Source organism: Stenotrophomonas sp. STEN018 (assembly GCF_056760235.1).
The window spans coordinates 1-18,011 of record NZ_JBRREK010000026.1 but is presented as its reverse complement, the minus strand read 5'-3'; the positions used below and the strand labels follow the sequence as shown (position 1 = coordinate 18,011).

Annotated in this window: 18 protein-coding genes and 1 tRNA gene; 9 read left to right on the top strand and 10 right to left on the bottom strand. The window is 60.9% G+C overall.

Annotation, left to right across the window (positions count from 1 at the left end; translation table 11 throughout):
- Positions 1-45: 45 nt before the first annotated feature.
- The 3 genes from ACVOMB_RS11560 to ACVOMB_RS11550 form a co-directional block, all read right to left on the bottom strand.
- Positions 46-381, bottom strand: coding sequence for a type IV pilin protein (locus ACVOMB_RS11560; RefSeq protein ID WP_481531307.1), 336 nt, complete (start codon positions 379-381; stop codon positions 46-48).
- A gap of 51 nt (positions 382-432) precedes the next feature.
- The gene (locus ACVOMB_RS11555) at positions 433-2,280 is read right to left on the bottom strand and encodes a hypothetical protein (RefSeq protein WP_481531306.1); all 1,848 of its coding nucleotides are present in this window, start codon (positions 2,278-2,280) and stop codon (positions 433-435) included.
- A 93-nt stretch (positions 2,281-2,373) separates the two neighbouring features.
- The gene (locus tag ACVOMB_RS11550; protein WP_481531305.1) at positions 2,374-2,736 is read right to left on the bottom strand and encodes a prepilin-type N-terminal cleavage/methylation domain-containing protein; all 363 of its coding nucleotides are present in this window, start codon (positions 2,734-2,736) and stop codon (positions 2,374-2,376) included.
- A gap of 359 nt (positions 2,737-3,095) precedes the next feature.
- On the opposite strand from ACVOMB_RS11550, the gene ACVOMB_RS11545 reads away from it, so the two are divergent.
- From ACVOMB_RS11545 to coaE, 3 genes are read left to right on the top strand one after another with little or no spacing between them, the layout of a single operon-like run.
- Positions 3,096-4,355, top strand: a complete 1,260-nt coding sequence (locus ACVOMB_RS11545; protein WP_481531304.1) for a type II secretion system F family protein — start codon at positions 3,096-3,098, stop codon at positions 4,353-4,355.
- A gap of 7 nt (positions 4,356-4,362) precedes the next feature.
- Entirely contained in the window at positions 4,363-5,229 is an 867-nt protein-coding gene (locus ACVOMB_RS11540) for a prepilin peptidase (RefSeq protein WP_481531303.1), read from the top strand.
- Between the two features lie 55 nt (positions 5,230-5,284).
- Positions 5,285-5,902, top strand: a complete 618-nt coding sequence (coaE, locus tag ACVOMB_RS11535; RefSeq protein WP_481531302.1) for a dephospho-CoA kinase — start codon at positions 5,285-5,287, stop codon at positions 5,900-5,902.
- A 145-nt stretch (positions 5,903-6,047) separates the two neighbouring features.
- On the opposite strand, the gene ACVOMB_RS11530 is transcribed toward coaE, so the two are convergent.
- The 6 genes from ACVOMB_RS11530 to ACVOMB_RS11505 all read right to left on the bottom strand — a co-directional run bounded on the left by ACVOMB_RS11530 (position 6,048) and on the right by ACVOMB_RS11505 (position 12,018).
- Positions 6,048-7,388, bottom strand: coding sequence for a sensor histidine kinase (locus ACVOMB_RS11530; protein WP_481531301.1), 1,341 nt, complete (start codon positions 7,386-7,388; stop codon positions 6,048-6,050).
- On the bottom strand, positions 7,381-8,058 hold the full coding sequence (locus ACVOMB_RS11525) for a response regulator transcription factor (RefSeq protein ID WP_057629745.1): 678 nt from the start codon (positions 8,056-8,058) through the stop codon (positions 7,381-7,383). Before ACVOMB_RS11525 ends, ACVOMB_RS11530 begins: the two co-directional genes overlap by 8 nt.
- Positions 8,059-8,205: 147 nt before the next feature.
- Entirely contained in the window at positions 8,206-8,670 is a 465-nt protein-coding gene (locus ACVOMB_RS11520) for a hypothetical protein (RefSeq protein ID WP_481531300.1), read from the bottom strand.
- Positions 8,671-8,890: 220 nt separating this feature from the next.
- Positions 8,891-9,766, bottom strand: a complete 876-nt coding sequence (gene rimK / locus ACVOMB_RS11515) for a 30S ribosomal protein S6--L-glutamate ligase (RefSeq protein WP_481509140.1) — start codon at positions 9,764-9,766, stop codon at positions 8,891-8,893.
- A 146-nt stretch (positions 9,767-9,912) separates the two neighbouring features.
- A tRNA-Gly gene (locus ACVOMB_RS11510) sits at positions 9,913-9,986 on the bottom strand.
- 244 nt (positions 9,987-10,230) lie between these two features.
- Positions 10,231-12,018: an autotransporter outer membrane beta-barrel domain-containing protein gene (locus tag ACVOMB_RS11505; RefSeq protein ID WP_481531349.1), complete on the bottom strand. Its 1,788-nt coding sequence runs from the start codon at positions 12,016-12,018 to the stop codon at positions 10,231-10,233.
- A 178-nt stretch (positions 12,019-12,196) separates the two neighbouring features.
- On the opposite strand from ACVOMB_RS11505, the gene thiS reads away from it, so the two are divergent.
- From thiS to ACVOMB_RS11480, 5 genes are all read left to right on the top strand, one after another.
- Positions 12,197-12,397 carry a sulfur carrier protein ThiS gene (gene thiS, locus ACVOMB_RS11500; RefSeq protein ID WP_481531299.1) on the top strand — a complete coding sequence of 67 codons (201 nt, stop codon included), beginning with the start codon at positions 12,197-12,199 and terminating at the stop codon, positions 12,395-12,397.
- 281 nt (positions 12,398-12,678) lie between these two features.
- Entirely contained in the window at positions 12,679-13,473 is a 795-nt protein-coding gene (locus tag ACVOMB_RS11495; RefSeq protein WP_282272409.1) for a thiazole synthase, read from the top strand.
- On the top strand, positions 13,473-14,225 hold the full coding sequence (gene trmB / locus ACVOMB_RS11490) for a tRNA (guanosine(46)-N7)-methyltransferase TrmB (RefSeq protein WP_481531298.1): 753 nt from the start codon (positions 13,473-13,475) through the stop codon (positions 14,223-14,225). Before ACVOMB_RS11495 ends, trmB begins: the two co-directional genes overlap by 1 nt.
- Positions 14,226-14,349: 124 nt before the next feature.
- Positions 14,350-16,197 (top strand): SLC13 family permease, encoded by a 1,848-nt coding sequence (locus ACVOMB_RS11485; RefSeq protein ID WP_481531297.1) that lies wholly within the window; start codon positions 14,350-14,352, stop codon positions 16,195-16,197.
- Positions 16,198-16,241: 44 nt separating this feature from the next.
- On the top strand, positions 16,242-16,997 hold the full coding sequence (locus ACVOMB_RS11480; protein WP_481531296.1) for a hypothetical protein: 756 nt from the start codon (positions 16,242-16,244) through the stop codon (positions 16,995-16,997).
- 11 nt (positions 16,998-17,008) lie between these two features.
- Here ACVOMB_RS11480 and ACVOMB_RS11475 read toward each other — a convergent pair whose 3' ends face one another.
- The gene (locus ACVOMB_RS11475; RefSeq protein WP_481531295.1) at positions 17,009-17,356 is read right to left on the bottom strand and encodes a Rieske (2Fe-2S) protein; all 348 of its coding nucleotides are present in this window, start codon (positions 17,354-17,356) and stop codon (positions 17,009-17,011) included.
- Positions 17,357-17,528: 172 nt separating this feature from the next.
- On the opposite strand from ACVOMB_RS11475, the gene ACVOMB_RS11470 reads away from it, so the two are divergent.
- Complete coding sequence (locus ACVOMB_RS11470) at positions 17,529-17,810, top strand: hypothetical protein (protein ID WP_481531294.1); 282 nt, start codon at positions 17,529-17,531, stop codon at positions 17,808-17,810.
- Positions 17,811-18,011 lie beyond the last annotated feature (201 nt).

The window sequence follows — 18,011 nt, the reverse complement described above, 5'->3', positions numbered from 1 at the left end:
TGGATACATGACATTCAGCTGACGGCAAGATACCGTCCGGGGACCTCAAGGATTTAGATCGCATGCTGCGCTTCTCATGTCACATGTTATCGAGCGGATACCCGGGGGGTTGGGTGTTCCTGTAATGGTGATACTGTCCATCACAGCCCCTTCGATGGTACGACAGCCCCGCACTATTGGAACAGGCGGAGTGTCATTATTTGCAAGCGCGGCAACGGTAAATGAAGCATAGTTTTTCATCTCTGCCATGCAAGCTGATTCGGCGGCCCTTTGCTGGTGGCGCTTATATGTAGGTAGCGCAATGGCGGACAACAATGCGATCACCGCAACAACGATCATCAACTCCACAAGCGTGAATCCCAGAGCACGTTCGCGTCCCATACCCCCCCCTCTTGCACTTGTTGGTCAAATTCCAGGATGGCACCTGGAACGTCATTTCAAAGGTCTGCGAGATAGATGACCCGCCGAAACTATTTTGAGTTGCCTCACCCAATCCTCACGCCCTGCGGTCGATAGCTGCGCAAGTAGTCGCCTAATCTCAGGATCATCAGCGCTCGATCCCTCTACCGCCCGGCGAAGATAGGGAAGCGCACTATCCGGCCTTAGTGATTCATTGTGAATGAATGCACCGATTCGAAGATAATCATTTGGCGACAGCTCCGCGCGCGAACTGATAACTTCAATTACATCAAGAACCGCATCCTCATCTAACGCAATCCCATAACGCATATCATCCATTAGCACCCACATGATCCCCTTGTTCTGAGGGCTCATGGTCACAATCTTAAGCCGCTCCAGCAATGCAGCCCAGTCGCGGGCCGATACATCTCCCCGAACCGTTTTATAGATTGCAACATTCGACAAAAGCAACGCTGAACCGGTTCGACTAGCCCCAGCAGCATTCACACTTATGGCCGCGTCCAACCACGGGCTAGAAGCCAGAAGGCCGCCACGCTCTATATAGACCGCCCCCAACGCCAACCAAGCGCGCTCGGATGCCGGCTTTATCGACACGCTATACTTCGCCAAGCGCAAGGGATCCCCCCACGTATGGGCGCGCGATAACGTCGCCGCACCGACGCCCCCGAAGGACAATGCGAGAACGATCATTGCGTACATTGGCGCAACAGCGTAACGAACGAAAATGAAGCGCAGCAGATCCGCAATGACTAGCAAGGCCCCTATCAACGGAAAATGATTGCGGTGCTCAAATGCCAATTCGAGGCCATACACATTGCTAGCAATCAAATGCCCGGCAAGAAAGAGAAATATCCCGCACGAAATAACCGGCCGACGCTCGCGCACCAGCCACGCCAAAACAAGCAGCGACATCAGCAACAGCAGCGATAATAGTGTGGTAATTGGCTGCAACAGCCCTCTCGAAACCACAAGATCATCGTAAAAAAAAGGTAAATTCCCAGGCAACGGAGCCAAAATCTGCCCCAGATACATGGCCAATACTCGCCCCTGAGTCAATAAGCGCTCATAGCTGGAAAAATCTCGCCCTGGATATGACTGCCATTGCCACTGATGCGGCAGCACAACCAGAAAATAGAGCATCAACCCGCCCGCGACGGCAAGCCAATAACCACTCTTCAGCATTGACGCAAGCAGGCGACTGCGCGCCCTAAAATGTAAAAAAACAATCTCCAGAATGAACGCATAGACCACGAGGAGTACCGAGTCCTCCTTGCATGCGAACGCGAGCACCGCAAACAACACAAACAGCACACCAAACTGCCTGCTACGCGCACCTCGCAGCTGCGCCTCGCGCATGCGCAAATATGCCCAGAGCGACAGAACGACAAACAATGTCGCCAGTGTTTGCATCCTTTGGACAATATAGAGTACCGACGAAACCTGCAAAGGGTGGATACCCCAAGCCAAAGCGACACCTAACCCACCCAACGCCGCCTGCCGTTCCAACCAGCCGACCAGAATCAGCAATCGCCGCAAGAAGATAGCCAGGGCGAATACCGTTACACAATGTATTACTACATTGGTCAATTTGAAGGCATACGGATCGGGGCCGGCCCTCCAATAATCCAGCGCCAGACTCAACATACTGAGCGCACGAGACCCATTACCTGGCTGGAAGCTGTATGCCGCCTGTGCGAGATTCTGAAGACTCAGGTCAGACAAATGCAGCGCAGCGTTGCCAACGATATTGGCGCGATCATCAAACAGGAACCCACCACCAAGACCCGGCAGAAAAAACAGCGCGGACAGTAGCGCTATTACTGAAGCCGCAAGGCAAAATTGTAATGTTCCTATTCGCATAATCGCCCCAGTCGAGCCAACTCTATTAGAGAGGTCCCGGAAAAAGAAAAGCGCCTTCCGGCGCTTTTCCTTTTGCTACGCCACTACCGGAAATTACGGAGCAGCATCCAGCAAACGGCAGGAGCCGCTGCCAGCTTCGCAACGGGTGTCCTGCTTGATGGTGGCGTTGCCCTTGGTGGCGGCAACAAAGGTCACCGAGCCGCCCGCGTTGTACAAGGTGGTGGTCATGCTGGTACCAGAGGCGCAAGCTTTGCCAGCAAAGGCGGTCGGTGCACGGTTGTCAGCAGCATCTGCGACAGCAGCGCCCATGTAAGCCTTGCCTTCGGCCATACAAGCACCGTTGGACGAACGCTGGGTGTAGTTACGGTACTGCGGCAGCGCGATAGCGGCCAGGATGGCAATGATCGCAACCACGATCATCAGTTCGATCAGGGTAAAGCCTTGCTGCTTCTTCATGAGTAAATCCCCTAGAGGTGTGAATTGTGAACATGGTCACAGGCGAATGCCTGCCCCGCATGGGGTTACAAAGCAGGTTACGTGCCAACTGAACCAACACCCCCTACTCCCCGGCACAATGATGGCAGCATCCATGAATAAGGGAAGCCCCTCACCACAAAATCCTGATCGACACCTCAAGATGCCCCCCAGCGTCACATTGTGACCCTTCCTTGCATGCTTAGCCCACCCCACCCGAATCCAGCGTGGACGTGACGAAGGCCGCCAAAGTGTTCGCAAGGGGTGTGCCGAAAGGCAAGCGAACCGCTACCATGCGAACTGGTGTCCGGGCTGGGGAAGCTTGGACGGGGAGAAATAAAGTGGCTGTCACCCGCAACGCAATCAAGAACGATACGGCTGGGCGCAGTACCAGCCAGATGCTGCCGTTTGTCTGGGAAGGGACGGACAAGCGCGGCGTCAAGATGAAAGGCGAGCAGGACGCCAAGAGCGCCAACGTCCTCAAGGCCGAGCTACGCCGACTAGGCATCACGCCTATCGTCGTCAAACCCAAGCCGAAACCGCTGTTTGGTGCAGCAGGCTCCCCCATCAAACCTAAGGACATCGCCTTCTTCAGTCGCCAGATGGCGACGATGATGCGGTCCGGTGTACCTATCGTGACCGCCCTGGAGATCATTGGCAGCGGCCATAAGAACCCACGCATGGCCAAGATGATCGGCCAGATCAGAACCGACTTGGAGGGCGGCTCATCTCTATACGAAGCCATCAGCAAGCACCCGGTGCAGTTTGATGAGTTGTATCGCAACCTGGTCCGCGCTGGTGAAGGTGCAGGTGTGCTGGAGACGGTGCTCGAGACCATCGCCAACTACCAGGAGAACCTGGAGTCACTGAAGGGCAAGATCAAGAAGGCCCTGTTCTACCCAGCGATGACCATCGCCGTCGCGCTGCTTGTCAGCGCGATCCTGCTGATCTGGGTAGTCCCGCAGTTCGAGGAGGTCTTCAAGGGCTTCGGCGCTGATCTGCCGTTCTTCACCCAGATGATCGTGGCCGCTTCCCGCTTCATGGTCGGCTGGTGGTGGCTGATCCTGCTCGTCGCCGTAGGCTCAGTAGTCGGCTTCATGTTCGCCTACAAACGCTCGCTGTCCATGCAGCACACCATGGACAAGCTGGTACTCAAGGTTCCGGTCATCGGCCAGATCCTGCACAACAGCGCTATTGCCCGCTTTGCCCGCACCACCGCGGTGACCTTCAAGGCCGGCGTCCCGCTTGTCGAAGCGCTTAGTATTGTTGCCGGCGCAACTGGCAGCAGCGTCTACGAAAAGGCCGTTCTGCACATGCGTGACGACGTTGCCGTCGGCTATCCGGTCAACATGGCGATGAAACAGGTCAACCTGTTCCCGCACATGGTGGTGCAGATGACCGCCATCGGCGAAGAAGCTGGTGCTCTGGACACGATGCTGTTCAAGGTGGCCGAGTACTTCGAGCAGGAAGTGAACAACGCCGTGGACGCCCTCAGCAGCCTGATCGAACCCATGATCATGGTCTTCATCGGCGTGGTCGTGGGCGGCATGGTCATCGGCATGTACCTGCCGATCTTCAAGCTGGCCTCGATTGTTGGATAATTAACACATGGCATTTCTCGACCAGCATCCCGGTTTCGGCTATCCCGCCGCGGCCGGACTGGGACTGCTGATCGGCAGCTTCCTCAACGTGGTGATCCTGCGCTTGCCCAAGCGCATGGAGTGGCAGTGGAAACGCGATGCGCGCGAAATCCTGGAGCTGCCCGATATCTATGAGCCGCCGCCGCCGGGCATCGTGGTGGAGCCTTCGCACTGCCCGCACTGCAAGCACAAGCTGAGCTGGTACGAGAACATCCCGCTGTTCAGCTGGCTGATCCAGCGCGGTAAGTGCCGCCATTGCCAGGCACCCATTTCCATCCAGTATCCGATCGTGGAGCTGGTCACCAGCTTGATGGTGCTGGCCAGTGTCTGGCAGTTCGGGTTTGGTTGGCAGGGCTTTGGCGCGATCGTGCTGAGTTGCTTCCTGGTGGCACTGTCTGGCATCGATCTACGCACCCAGCTGCTACCCGACCAGCTCACCCTGCCACTGATGTGGCTGGGCTTGATCGGCAGTATGGACAACCTGTACATGCCAGCCAAGCCAGCACTGATAGGCGCGGCGGTCGGCTATCTGTCGCTATGGACGGTGTGGTGGCTGTTCAAGCAGATCACCGGCAAGGAAGGCATGGGCCACGGTGACTTCAAGCTGCTGGCGGCACTGGGGGCTTGGTGTGGGCTCAAGGGCATCCTGCCGATCATCCTGCTGTCCTCGCTGGTCGGCGCCATCATCGGCTCGATCTGGCTGTATTCCCGCGGCCGCGACCGCGCGACGCCCATTCCGTTTGGCCCCTACCTGGCCATCGCCGGCTGGCTGGTCTTCATGTGGGGCGACCAGATGGTAGGCGGTTACATGCGTCTGTCAGGGCTACAGCCATAAGGCAGCACAAGCGACAATGGCCCTTCAAGGGCCATTGTTGTTTTGGAGTCATTGCATGAGCAGCTTCATCGTCGGACTGACCGGCGGCATCGCCTCGGGCAAGAGTGAAGTCAGCAGGCGCTTCGAAGCGCTGGGTATTACCGTGGCTGATGCGGATATCGCAGCGCGCGAGGTCGTAGCTGTCGGCAGCCCTGCCCTTGCGGCGATTGCCGAATTGTTTGGTACCCGGGTTCTGCAGGCCGATGGCAGTTTGGATCGGGCTTGGTTGCGTCAGCGCGTGTTCGCCAATCCGGATGAACGCCAGACACTGGAGGCTATTACGCATCCGGCTATTCGTGTGCGGGTTCGTGAGGTTTGCGAGGCGGCGGAGAGCCCCTATGCCATCGCGGCAATTCCTCTGCTAACCGAGGTTGGCGGGCGAGCCAGCTATCCGTGGCTGCAGCGCATTCTGGTGGTGGATGCCCCAGAGGAGGCGCAGCATGCACGTCTGCTCAGTCGCGACAACATCAATGCTGCGCTGGCTGAGCGCATGATCCAGGCGCAGGCCAGCCGCGCGCAGCGCTTGGCGCTGGCTGACGATGTGATCGTCAATGATGGGCATCCTGATGCGTTGCAGGCGTGTATAGAGGCGTTGGATGTACGGTATCGGGAGCTTGCTGGGGTGGTGCGCTGAGCCACTTACGCGGCAATGCGGAGAGCGCCCTCACCCCAACCCCTCTCCCGCAGGCGGGAGAGGGGCTTACAGCCTTGTGGCACCGAGGTCTTGCAGCCCTGAACCCTTGCAGCCCTGAAGCCCCCTGCGGCTCTGCCTCTACGGCTCAGCCTTGCTCTGGCGCGAATGTCAGCGTTGCGATCACGCCACGCTCCTTGCCGGGGCGAATATCCACCTGCCAGCCGTACAGCGCGCAAAGCCGGCTGACGATCGACAGGCCGATACCGCCACCCTGCGAATGCCCTGCATGGGTGCCGCGATAGCCGCGCTGGAACAGGCTGGCGGCGTCCTTTTCGCTCAAGCCCGGGCCATTGTCGATCACCTCCACCCCGTTGCTACCAACTCGGACCAGCACCCGGCCTTCCTGCGAGTATTTGACGGCGTTGCCGATCAGATTACCCAATGCAACCGACAGCGCTGACTCCGGCGCGTCGATCACCAGCTCGCGCGACCCATCCAGCACCAGCTCCAAGGGTTTGCCACCGAGCTGGGCACGATGTGACTCCAACAGCTGTTCGGCAACCCGGGCAACGTTGCTGCTGCCCTGGGCGCGCTCATTGCGCGACAACAACAACAACGAGCCGATCAGGTCACTACATTGCTGCTCAGCGCGCTGGATACGCTGCAGGCGTTGCAGCACTTTTTCATCCAGATTGGGACGCGTCAACAGGAGCTCGGTAGCACCACGAATCACCGCCAGCGGCGTACGCAGTTCATGACTGACGTCAGCATTGAACTCGCGGTCGCGCTGCACCACTTCGGTCAGGCGCGCAGAGTAGTCATCAAGCGCCTCGGCCAGCTGCCCAACCTCGTCATCAGGAAAGCGCGGTGCGAGCGGTTCGGGGTGTGTGTTGCCACCCCGATAGGCACGTAGACGTGCCGCCAAGTCTGATACCGGCCGCATGACGCGCGAGGCAGACCACCAACCCAACACCCAGGAAAGCAGGCTGAACACAATGACCGAGAAGAACAGCGCACGTTTGAGCTGCTGTTCTCCCCTGATGCTTTCTGTCATGTCATAAGCAAGAAAGAACCAGGCATCGTCTGCCTTGCGAACCGCCAATTTGTAAGCGAATGGCAATCCCCTCTCGTCAATTCCACTTACATTGTGGTTGCCATTGGGCAACGCAGCCCATTCCGGGCGCTCCTCACGTACCCGCTCGAACTTATCCTTGGGATAGAAGTAGGCCCGGATCTGCTGCACCGGCAGGTCTGGATTACGGGTTGGGTCAACGTAATAGCGTCGCGCGTACTCGTCGATGTTGCGATTCATCACATCTTCGACGAGCTGGTTTTCCACGCGCATCCGCGCCCAGTTCGTGGCAAAGGCAAAAAGTGCTGTCAGGCAAAAGCCCAACAACACGAACGAGACGATGATGCGGCTGCGCAGGCGGCGGCGATAACGCCCCCGCTTGCGAACAGGCTCAGGCAATGCAGATTCAGGCATCGGGTGCGGAGATACGGTAACCAATGCCGTGGCGGGTCTGGATCATTGGTACTTCAAACGGCTTATCCACTACCGCGCGCAGGCCATGGATATGCACACGCAGCGAATCCGAATCCGGCAACTCTTCACCCCAGACGCGGGTTTCCAGCTCCTGCCGGGTAACCACCGCCGGCGAGGCCTCCATCAGGGCCTGCAGGATCTTCAACGCAGTCGGGTTGAGCTGCAGAAGCTTGCCTTGGCGCCGCACTTCCAAAGTATCCAGGTTGTATTCCAGATCACCCACTTCCAGCACCCGGGTGTGGGCGCCCTTGCCGCGACGAGAAAGCGCATTGAGCCGAACTTCCACTTCCTGCAGCGCGAACGGCTTGATCAGGTAGTCATCTGCACCAGAATCGAAGCCGGCCAGCTTGTTGTCCAGCGAATCGCGTGCGGTAAGCATCAATACCGGCGTCTGCTTGCGCGCATCGTTGCGCAGCTTGCGGCAGACCTCGATGCCATCCATGCCCGGCAGGTTGAGGTCCAGCACGATCGCGTCGAACTCATGCACCACGGCCAGGTGCAGGCCGGTAACGCCATCGGCGGCGAAATCCACCGTATGCCCACGATCCTCGAGATAGTCACCAAGGTTGGCGGCGATGTCGCTGTTGTCTTCGATTACAAGAATGCGCACGTGTGCGATTACCTTATGTCTTGAAAAGTACAGGCGACCCCAAAGGCCGCTTGTGACGAATTACAGCACACCCATCGTTAACTTCTTACATCCTGACCACAGTAGCTGGCTGCACACACTGTGCAGCCACCACCTGCCAATCAAAAATCAATTACCGACTTTTGCATCCTTGCCGCCCTGTACTGATTGCAGATAGTTCTGCGAATTCCGCTTCATGCGCTCACGCTCGGCGACCGTGAAACACTGTGTCGATGCCATCTGCGAGCCCAAGGTCTTTTCCCGGCGACAGATCTGACGGCTGTCTTCGCGCGCCTTGGTGAGCATGGTGTTGACGAGTTCCTGGTCATTGAAGACCTCAACCTTCTTCTCGGGCGAGAGCGACTCGATACTGCCGTCAGCGATGACAAGCGACATGCGCTCAAGGGCAGCAACCACTTGTCCGCGATTCTCAGCGGAGATCTCGCTGTAAACCTCTCCCGCCTGAAGATCAGCGTGAACCTTCTGCTGCTGGACAGCGAAAGGCTCGCCGGAACGCAACGGCAGCTCAACGGGCCTTGCAAAAGCCACACCAGGCACAGCCAAAACCAGCAAAAGCAATAACTTCCGGGTCATACCGAGTCTCTCCGTGGATTTCACCAACTCTAGCGCCGCCGCCGCCAGACAACAACAGTCTAATAATCAGACAAAACAAGGCCCCGACGGAAACCGCCGGGGCCTTAAAAAATTCCCGATCACCGGACCCACTGAGGAGGGCTGGGCACAGTGGAAACAGGCTAGGGCCAGCCGGATTAAAGGCTTGTTAAAACCATGCAAAGAAATTGCATCCCCGGTCTCAACGCTTGAGGCTGGTCACGTATTCGATCATGCGCCCGGCGATATCGTCCCCCGAGACCCCCTCGATCCCCTCCAGCCCCGGGGTCGAATTGACCTCCAGCACTAGTGGCCCGCGCTTTGAGCGGATCAGGTCCACGCCAGCAATGCCCAGCCCCAGCGCCTTGGCCGAGCGTATCGCCACCTGCTGCTCGGCCTTGCTGCACACCACCCGTTCGGCAACGCCACCAGCGTGAAGGTTGGAGCGGAAGTCCCCTTCCTGCGCCTGCCGGCGCATGGTCGCGACCACCTGGTCGCCCACCACCAGACAACGCAGGTCCGCGCCTTGGGCCTCGGCGATGAACTCCTGCACCAGGAAGTTGGCGTACAACCCACGCAGGGCCTCGACGGTGCCCTTGGAGGCACTTAGCTTCTCGGTGAGGATCACTCCCCTGCCCTGCGTGCCCTCGCTGAGCTTCACCACATGCGGCGGCGGCCCCAGCATCGAAAGCAGGTCGTCGGTATCGTCGGGGTTGTCGCCGAACACCGTAACCGGCATATCGATGCCCTTGGCCGCCAGCAGCTGGTGCGCGCGCAGCTTGTCGCGCGCACGCAGGATCGCATCGGATGGATTGGGGGTGCGCGCGCCCATCATTTCGAACTGGCGCAGCACCGCCGTGCCGTAGCGGGTGATCGAGGCGCCGATACGCGGGATCACCGCATCTATCCCGGTCAGCGCCTTGCCCTTGTAGTGCATGCCAAAGCCACTGGAGGTGATGCGCATGTAGCAGCGCAACGGGTCGAGAATGCGCACGGTATGGCCACGCGTGCGTGCAGCCTCGACCAGTCGACGGGTCGAATAGAGCTTGGTGTTACGGGAAAGAATGGCCAGTTTCATCGCGGCGGGATTGATCAGTAGGCGCGCAGCATATCGCGGCGTTACCGTATCCGGATGATCTGAATCAGGGAGTTCGTGCCGGCCGTTGTAGGCGCGTGAGTCGGCCTGCTGCCGTACCCGGATCAAACCCATCGTCTGCTTGGGATTGGAGCGGGCGAAGGGAATCGAACCCTCGTCAGTAGCTTGGGAAGCTACAGCTCTACCATTGAGCTACGCCCGCTTAGGCGAGGGTGAAGTCTATGCGTGACGCAGGGACAAAGCAACGGCCAACCCTGAGTACTCCGCCCTGCGGAAAACGGTTGCTGAGCGCAGTTTTTGCGGCCGGATCTGGTCATGGGGCGACGGTGTAAGCAACTGTTCTGCAAGCACTTGATGCATCCTGCCACCCAATCAAAAAGAGGCGATGCCGCAACTGCGACACCGCCTCCCACACACAACACCTAGCTAGTTGCTACTAAAGCGACTTAGAAGCTGCCGCCAAAGCTGGCGAACACGGTCGCATCACGTGCCGACTTCTGCATCGTGGTGGTGCTCAGGCCGATATTGCTGTCCAGACCCCACAACTTGAGCCGCGCACCCAGCACTGCGGTGGCGTAGTTGCGATCGAACTCCAGCCCCGGCACCTTGTACATGCCGACGTCGGCCATGGTCTGCAACCAGGCGCTGGCCTGCTTGCCGTCTTCAAACTCATGGTCGTAGGTGACCTGCACGTACGGCTTCACGTTGCCGCCATCAAAGCGCGCCTGCCAGCCGATGCGGCCAACGGTCGAATCCATGTCCTGGTCGCCATAGCCCAACGCGGTAGCACTGGCATTGCTTTCCACGTAGCCGTCCAGCTTCACCTTCTGCCAGACCACGCCGGCCACCGGGCCGTGGCGGAAGCCGCCGGCCTGACCGAACTCATAGCCGGCGTTGATTGCGGCGGTCAGGTTGCTGCCATCCGGCGAGCCCTTGTGCTCACGGGTGGCTGGGCCGAGCTGCACCTTGCGGGTCACGTCGTAGCCCAGCCAGCTATAGCTGACCTGGCCATTGACCCAGACGCGCTCGCCATACCAACCGGCGAACAGGCCAAGCGTGGTGTCGTCCTGGGTGAAATCACCCTTGCTGTTGCCGAAATCGGCATCCATGCGGCCGTAGCCGGCGAAGCCGCCCAGCACCATGCCGTCGCGCGCCCAATCGACACCGAACAGACCGGCCGGCGCCATGCCGTCATACAGATCGGCATGGTCGTAGCGCTGCATGTCACCGCGCACATTCCCCCACCAGCTCAGGCCATCAGCTGGACGCGAGCCCAGGTGGGCGCCAACCTGATCGGCGCGGGCGCGGCCGGTGGTCTGCGCCGAATGGCTCAGGACCTGCTGCAGGCGCGGCGCTTCAAGCACCGAGATCGTGTACTGGCCGAGAATCTGATGGGCCGCGGTGGTCGGATGCACACCATCGGCGAACACATAGGTGTTGTTTGCATTCGGCGCCACCAGGCTCAGCGGTGAGCAGGTCAACGACGAGGCCGAGGTGCAGGCCATGTTGCTGACATTGGTGAAGCCATAGGTTCCCGGGTTGGCGACGATTTCCTGCAGGATGGTGAAGGTGTCGACTGGAATCACCTGCAGCCCCGCCTGCTTCAGCCCGCCAAACAGCGCGTTGTTGTAAGCCTTGGCCAGCGCGGTGCCCTGCGCCATGCCGACGGCACCACCGGCGCGGGAGGCCGGGGTCAGACCGATATCAGGCAGGGTCGGGACCACCACGTACTGGGCACCGGCGGCCTTCAGCGTGCCAACGATGCCGATCTGGTCGGTCACCGCCGCGCCGATGATGGCCTGCGCCTGGGCTGGCGCGGCCTGCACCGCAAACAGATCATTGGCACCGCCCCACACCGTGTACAGCGCATTGGCATCTGCCTTGCCGCCGTTGGCCGCCAGATACTTGGTCATCTGGGTTTTCATTGACGGCGTTGCGCCCAACGCGCCCACCGTATCCACACCCACGCGGGCGCCGCCAACAGCATAGTTGTCACCGGTCTGGCCGTTGCCGTTGGGACTGGCATTGGTGCCGTACTGGTTGGCTACGTAATCCGCCCACACCCAACCCGGGTTGGTGGTGAAGCGACCCACCACGGCAGCATTCGGATCCAGCTGCATCAGCACCGGACGGAAGTAGCCGGTATCGGTCAGGCTGTCACCGAAGAACACCGTCTTGGAATACGGCGACTGCGCCATGGCCGGCACTGCGGCCAAGGCAATGGCGAGGGCCACGGCAGCACGCAGCGGGCGAAGGGAAAGAGACATGTTGAACTCCTGGGTGAGGGAAAGCGGACAGACATACGCCGCCGCACGTTGTTATGTTTTCATTACCGCGTAAGACACACACGCTGCGCCGCCGCAAACTGTCCGCCGGCTGGGCTTTTGTGGCCGCACTGGTGAGAATGGCGGCATGAACATCCATCTGAATGGCGAACCCCGCCAGCTGCAGCCCAGCCTGACCCTGATCGAACTATTGGCCGCCGAAGGGCTGGCCGAGCGGCGGGTGGCGGTTGAGATCAACGGCCACATCATTCCGCGCAGCCAGCATGCGAGCCACCAATTGCAGGACGGAGACCTGGTGGAAATCGTGCACGCGCTGGGCGGCGGCTGAAGGCAGCGCAGCGGTAGTGCCGAGCCATGCTCGGCAGGGGCGTTACCGGCGCACCATCAAATCTGTGGGAGCGGCGTAAGCCGCGAAGCTGACCATACGCAAAGGGCTGAAAAGCCAACCCCTCCCCAACCCTCCCCTTGCCTGCGGCAAAGGGAGGGAGCTACAGCGACTGCCCGCTCCACTTGTAGAGGGCAGCCATGCTGCACCGGGGCGTTCCCGGGAAAGCCCCTGCCGAGCATGGCTCGGCACTACGCGTAGGCGGGATGGGTGATAATTCGGGCATGAATGCAAACGTCCCCACCGATTCGCTGGTCATCGCCGGCAAAACCTATTCATCCCGGCTGCTGACCGGCACCGGCAAATTCAAGGATCTGGAAGAGACCCGCCTGGCTACCGAAGCCGCTGGCGCCCAGATCGTCACTGTGGCGATCCGCCGCACCAACATCGGCCAGAACCCGGGCGAGCCCAACCTGCTCGACGTGCTGCCGCCGGACCGCTACGCGATCCTGCCCAATACCGCCGGCTGCTATACCGCCGAAGACGCGGTGCGCACCTGCCGCCTGGCCCGTGAGCTGCTAGATGGCCACAACCTGACCAAACTCGAAGTACTGGGCGACCAGAAGACCCTGTACCCGGACGTGATGGCCACGCTCAAGGCCGCCGAACAGCTGGTCAAGGACGGCTTCGACGTCATGGTCTATACCTCCGATGACCCGATCCTGGCCAAGCGCCTGGAAGAAATCGGCTGCGCCGCGGTGATGCCGCTGGCTGCGCCAATTGGTTCGGGGCTGGGCATCCAGAACAAGTACAACCTGATCGAGATCATCGAGAACGCCAAGGTGCCGATCATCGTCGATGCCGGCGTTGGCACGGCCTCGGACGCAGCCATCGCGATGGAGCTGGGCTGCGACGGCGTGTTGATGAACACCGCCATTGCCGGCGCCCGCAACCCGGTGTTGATGGCCAGCGCCATGCGCAAGGCCGTGGAAGCCGGCCGCGAGGCCTTCCTCGCCGGCCGTATCCCGCGCAAGCGCTATGCCAGCGCTTCCTCCCCCGTAGATGGGCTGATCGGCTGATGACCAATCCTTTTGACAGCGCGGGCTCCAAGGCACCGCCCAAGCCCTTCACCGTGACCGAAGGCCGCCGCGAGATCCGCAGTTTCGTATTGCGCCAGGGCCGCTTCACCCCGGCCCAGCAGCGCGCATTCGACGACCGTTGGCCGCGCTTCGGCATCGACTTCAATGGCGAGCCGCGCGACCTGGAGACCACTTTTGGCCGCAATGCACCCAAGGTGCTGGAAATCGGCTTCGGCAACGGCGCCGCACTGCGCTACGCCGCGCAGTTCGACACCTCCAAGGATTACATCGGCATTGAGGTGCACGCACCGGGCGTAGGCCGCCTGCTCAATGCACTGGCCGATGACAACGCCGACAACGTCAAGCTCTACCACCACGACGCGGTCGAGGTGCTGGAGAAGGAAATCGCCGACGGCGCTCTTGATGAGATCCGCATCTATTTCCCCGATCCCTGGCACAAGAAGCGCCACAACAAGCGCCGCCTGGTGCAGCCGGGCTTTGCCGAGCTGCTGGTGCGCAAGCTGCGCGTTGGCGGCCGCCTGCACTGCGCCACCGACTGGGAAGACTATGCCGAGCAGATGTGGGACGTGCTTGACGCCACGCCCGGCCTGGTCAACCGCGCCGGCCCGCGTGGCGCGGTGCCACGCCCGGACTGGCGCCCGCAGACCCACTTCGAGACCCGCGGCCAAAAACTCGGCCATGGCGTCTGGGATCTGTTGTATGACAAGCCCGGCACGACGGACGCCTGCTGAGCGATGAGGACGCAATGACAGTTGCACGCTGCCATGAAACTGCCGATCACGCTGCCAGCGCAGCGTTGATGGCAGACTGCACTGTCATTCCGTCCCAGCTCTCCTCTTTGAAGTCACAGCCCTGATGGATACCGCGCTGACGCTCACCACCGATATGAAGCTCGTGCTCGGGCTGGTGGGCTTCACGATGGCGATGTTCCTGTTCGAGCGGATCCGCGCCGACGTGGTGGCGCTGGTGGTGATGGTGGTGCTGGGTGTCACCGGCTTGATCGCCCCGGAAGAAATCTTCGGCGGCTTCTCCGGTAACGCGGTAATGAGCATCATCGCCACCACCATTCTCGGTGCCGGCCTGGACCGCACCGGCGCGCTGAACCGTCTCGCTGGTTGGTTGCTGCGGCGTTCGCATGGCCTGGAGCAAAGACTGTTGCTGCTGACCAGCGCAACCGCTGGCTTGAACTCCTCGTTCATGCAGAACCCATCGGTGATGGCGCTGTACCTGCCAGTCGCCTCGCGCCTGGCTTCGCGTACCGCACTCACGTTGAAGCGCCAGCTGCTGCCGATTTCCGCCGCCATCGTGATGGGTGGCGCGCTGACCATGGTCGGCAACTCGCCGCTGATCCTGCTCAACGACTTGTTGATGTCGGCCAACAACAACCTGCCCTCCGGTACTGCCACCATCGAACCGCTGCGCATGTTCGCGCCGCTGCCGATTGGTGTCGCCCTGCTGATCGCCTCGCTGCTGTACTTCCGTTTTTACGGCAGCCGCAAGCTACAGGAAGAAGAAACCGAAAGCGAAGACGGCCAGGCGCCAGCCCGTACCGAGAGCTACTTCGCCAAGTCCTATGGCATTGAAGGCGACGTCTTCGAGCTGCTGGTCACTGCCGAAAGCCCGCTGGTTGGCATGACCGTCGGTGAGGCCGAGAACCTGTTCGACGCGCCACTGCTGCTGGCACTGAAAACCGGCGATGACACCCGCCTGTCACCACCGGCCGACATGCGCATATGGGTAGGCAGCGTGATCGGTGCGATGGGCCCGCGTCAGCAGGTGTCAGACTTCGCGCAGAACCAGTTCCTGCGCATGTCTTCACGCCTGAAGCAGCTGGGCGATCTGTTCAATCCGGCACGCGCAGGCATTTCCGAAGCGGTGGTGCCACCGACCTCGCGCCTGATCGGCAAGACTGCCGGCGAGCTGCGCCTGCGCAAGGAGCGCGGCATCAGCCTGCTGGCGATCAACCGCGACAAGCAGGTGATCCGCGAGGACGTGCGCAATACGCCACTGCGTGCCGGCGACATGCTGGTGTTCCACAGCATCTGGCAGGACCTGGCTACCGCCGCTGAAAGCCGCGACTTCGTGGTGGTCACCGACTACCCCAAGGGCGAGCAGCGCCCGCACAAATTCAAGATCGCCATGGCGATCTTCGCGCTGACCATCATCATCGCGCTCACCTCGCACCTGCCAGTAGCCTTGACCCTGCTCACCGGCGTGGCCGGCATGCTGCTGACCGGCGTGCTGCGCATGGACGAGGCCTATGCGGCGATCAACTGGAAGACCATCTTCATGATGGCCGGCTTGATTCCGCTGGGCTGGGCGATGGACAGCAGTGGCGCGGCGGCATGGATTGCCGGCCACACCATCGACAAACTACCTGCGGGCATTCCAGTGTGGGCGTTGGAAATCGCATTGGCATTGTTGACCACCGCATTCTCGCTGGTGATCAGCCATGTCGGTGCCACCATCGTGATGGTGCCGATTGCGGTCAACCTTGCGCTGGCAGCCGGTGGCAACCCCACCGCGTTCGCGCTGATCGTGGCATTGTCGGCATCGAACAACCTGATGACCGCTTCCAACCCGGTGATCTCGATGGCGATGGGCCCGGCAAAATACACCCCGCGAGAAATGTGGCGGGTCGGTGGACCTCTGTCACTGCTGTACACCGTGATTGTGGTGATCATGATCAACATCATGTTCTGATATATCTACGACCTGCTGTACTCGACCGGGGCAAGGACATGGCAATGAAACGGATGGCATTGGGAGCACTCGGTTTTCTGGCCATGCTCAGCGCTACTGCCGAGCAGCGCACACCCCCGCAGGCACATTGCATCGATGCACGCCAGATTGGCGGTGCCGAGGGCATCAGCTCCAACACGCTGGCGGTGCGGTTGAAGGACGGGCAGCGCTTCAAGGTGCAACTCGCACAGGACTGCCCTGCGCCGGAAAACCGTTTGTCAGTGCGCGGCAGCAAAGATGGCTGGTTGTGCGCCGAGCCAGGCGAGAGCCTGGTCATCGGCGATGCGCAATGCCCGATCAGCACCATCGCGCCACTGGATACGCGCAGCTACGCCGACCTGCTACGCCAGCGCGACAGACAGGTGGCCACCTTGGAAACCCTGCAGATTGAAGCCGCAAGCCAGCCACGCTCGCGCGGTTTTCGTGGCACAGCGGACTATTGCGTCGGCGTTGACGCCGTCCGCCGTTGGAGCGAGGGCCCGCAGGGGATCACCGTCGAAGTTTCACCCAACCGCGCCGCTGGCAATCGTTTCTATCGCATTGAAGTCGCCAGCAGCTGCCCGGCACTGGCCAACGCACAGACGATGACCTTGGTCTCCGGAATGGGTATCGGCATGGTCTGCGGCCACCCTGGCGACAGGATGGCGTTGGCCCGCCCAGAGCGCGAGCTGATCCGGCCCGGCGATCGTGCAAATTTCAGCGGCCGCTACGACTGCCAGATCAGCCGCGTCTATCCGGTGCTGGACAAGAACGGGAGCTGAGCCTGCAGGAATCAGCCCAGCAATACCTTGCCATCGCCGACCGATACCGGCACCGCGCGCAGCGAGTCGCCTTTGCATGGACCCGCGACGCAGATACCGCCTTCCAGCTCGAACGAAGCACCGTGCACGGCACAGACCAGATGCCCTTCGCGACTCTTGAGGAACTGGCCAGGCGCCCAGTCCAGCGCGCGCCCGGCGTGCGGGCAGACGTTCAACCACGCCCGCACCACATCGCCATCGCGGTACAACACCAAGGTTTCAGCATCGCCATCAATCACTGCCACCACTGAGTGAAAGCCTTGATCAGGCACGGCAGCCAGAGGGCAAAGTTCGATTCCGGAAGCGATGGCGCTGGACATTGGAACACCGATACAGATGAGCCGCCGATTGTCGCATGGGCAGTCAAGGCTGGACGAAGCTGACTCATGGCACTGTCGCGGGCCCTATTCAGACACCAATTAACGACAACTTCACGCAATTGGCCCAATCGCACCTGATACTCCACAGCAGACTCAACGTCATAGAGCTTTCATGAACATCCGTTACGTCCAATTCGCCAAGCTGCGCAACCTGTTCGAGCCGCGCAAACCGCGCAACCCGTTGGTGCGCATTGCCTTGGGCCTGCTCGGCATCGCAATTCTTGCGGTACTGGTAGTCGGCGGCGTGTTCATTGGCGCGGCCATGATCCTGGGCGGCATCGCCTGGAAGCTGTTTGCATCGCGCAAGGGCCGCGCCGTACGCAAGGCCGACCCGACCGTGGTCGACGCCGAGTACCGCGTAGTACGCAAGACCGCCCTGCCTCAGCCGCGCTAAAGCTTGTCTGTAGTGCCGAGCCATGCTCGGCAGCGGCTTTCCCGACCACCTCCCCGGAAGTGCCGAGCCATGCTCGACATGAGCCTTACCGGTGCACCAAGGTTGTGGGGGCGGGGGGATCCCCGCGCACCCCCCCCCCGCGGCCGCGCCCCGAAGCGGCGAATGTGGGAGCCGCGGAGATAGCGCGGGGGGGGCGCGCGG